Genomic DNA, 2,207 nt, shown 5'->3' with positions numbered 1-2,207 from the left:
GGGAGCAGGGAGTAGGGAGTAGGGAGTAGGGAGTAGGGGGAATATCATTATTATCAACAATAATCTAAACTAACCAGAAAACTACCTAGGAAGGATCGCTCGCCTATGACTAGTAAAGAACCCTTCGAGGAAAAATATAATAACATGCCTCCGATAAGGAAACAAGTGTTGAAGGCGGTGGTGGGTGGCATGACAGATAAAGAAATCAAAGACAAGGTGCTAAAAGTCAATAATATATCTACGGTAAGAAAGCATATTTCTAATCTATATAAAGACTTTGGTATTGAAGCTAACGGTTTTAATTGTCGTTGTGAATTAGTTGAAATCGTTAATAGGTCTAAGCCGGAATTAGTGGCTGAACAAGTATTAATAGATTGCGAGATAGATTGCGAGTTATCCCCTGGACCTAGAGCTGAGCAAGAAATTTATATTGAGCGGCCACCCATTGAAGCTCGTTGTTATCATAAAATTGTCAAACCAGCAGCGTTAATTCGGATTAAAGCGCCGAAACTGATGGGCAAAACCTTACTGATTCAGAAGATTATTGCTCATGGAGAAGAACAGGGTTATAAAAATGTTTATTTAAACATGAATGGGCTAGATTTCACTAACTTAGATATATTTTTAAAGTCGTTTTGCTGGCAAGTTAGTAAACAACTGAAATCTTCCAAGGAATTGCTTAATCAGTGGCAGACCTATTGGCATAATAGTTTGTTTACCAGTATAGACAACTGCAAAACCTACTTTGAAGATTATTTGTTAGCGTATTTAGACAATCCGTTAGTGTTGTGTTTGGATGACCTTGATCGAGTGTTTCAGTATCAAGACATTGCTGAAGGTTTTCTGCCCTTGCTCCGTAGTTGGCATGAAACTGGCAAGTTTAACACTAGTTGGCAAAAACTGCGCTTGGTGGTGAGTCATGGCACGGAATTTTACATTAATTTAGAGAGCAATAAGTCGCCATTTAATGTGGGATTAACTATAGAGTTAGTAGAATTTAGTGATCAGCAGGTAAAGAGCTTTGCCGACAGTTATGGGTTGACTTTGTCTGTGGATTCAGTAACTAAGCTGATGGGTATAGTGGGGGGACATCCCTATTTATTGTCCCAAGCGTTTGATTATCTAAATAATCACCAAGCAGCCGATAATACACTGAATACCATTTTGGCTTTAGCCCCCACAGAAGCAGGAATTTATAGCAGTCATCTCCGTGAATTATTAGCTAATATTCAAGAGCATCCCGAATTACTGGAACCTGTTAAACTATTAGTTATTACACCCAAACCCGTGCGCCTGGATCCTACTATCACTTGGAAGTTGGAAAGTATTGGACTGGTTGAGCGCCATGGCAATGATTGTAGTTTGAGATTTAATTTGTATCGTCAGTATTTTAGCGATCGCATTTTAGGGAACAGGCAGTAGGCAATAGGCAATAGGCAATAGGCAATAGGCAATAGGCAATAGGCAATAGGCAATAGTGAAAAAATCCTGTGTACCTCATAGTTATGAAAAAGGCTGTCAAGGTATTTTTGCTCATTTTTATCCTACTTCTTGCTCTGTTGATAATAATGATATTACCCCTGCTCCCTGCTCCCTGCTCCCTCTTCCCTTTCCAACAATGAACAATGAAGAATCAACAGTCTACAAAGTAGGGGGTAGTTTACATCAATATGAACCCACTTATGTGACGCGACAAGCTGATGACGAGCTTTATCAGGCATTGATGGCTGGGGAATTTTGTTATGTGCTGAATTCCCGACAGATGGGTAAGTCCAGTTTACGGGTACGAACCATCGAAAAGCTAACAAAAGCGGGAGTCGCTTGTGCGTCTATTGATGTTACCAGGATTGGCAATCAAGTAACCTCCCAGCAGTGGTATGGCAGTTTAATTAGAAGTCTTGCCAAGAGTTTTAAATTAAACGCAAAAATCAAAGTAATCCCTTGGTTAAAAGAGCGTGAAAAATTATCGCCAGTGCAGTGGTTAGATGAGTTTATTGAGTCGGTTATCCTAAAAGAAATAAGTCAACCGATTGTTATTTTTCTGGATGAAATTGATAGTATTATTAAAGTTACGTTTAAAGATGATTTCTTTGCCTTAATTAGGGCGTGTTACAATAAAAGATCAGAAAATCCAGCCTACAATCGTCTAAGGTTTTGTTTGCTGGGGGTGGCAACTGCTGCAGATTTAATTCAGGATAAACAACGCA

Annotated in this window: 2 protein-coding genes; both read left to right on the top strand. The window is 39.2% G+C overall.

Annotated features, from left to right (window positions below):
* Nucleotides 1-105 precede the first annotated feature (105 nt).
* Nucleotides 106-1,422: an AAA-like domain-containing protein gene (locus tag AC4II3_RS32535; RefSeq protein WP_488016929.1), complete on the top strand. Its 1,317-nt coding sequence runs from the start codon at nucleotides 106-108 to the stop codon at nucleotides 1,420-1,422.
* A 196-nt stretch (nucleotides 1,423-1,618) separates the two neighbouring features.
* Nucleotides 1,619-2,207 (top strand): AAA-like domain-containing protein (locus AC4II3_RS32530; RefSeq protein WP_490723041.1); only part of this gene is annotated, 589 nt, incomplete at its 3' end.

Source organism: Moorena sp., assembly GCF_982860115.1.
The sequence above is the reverse complement of the archived record's forward strand: the minus strand, read 5'-3'. Positions and strand labels throughout refer to the sequence as shown.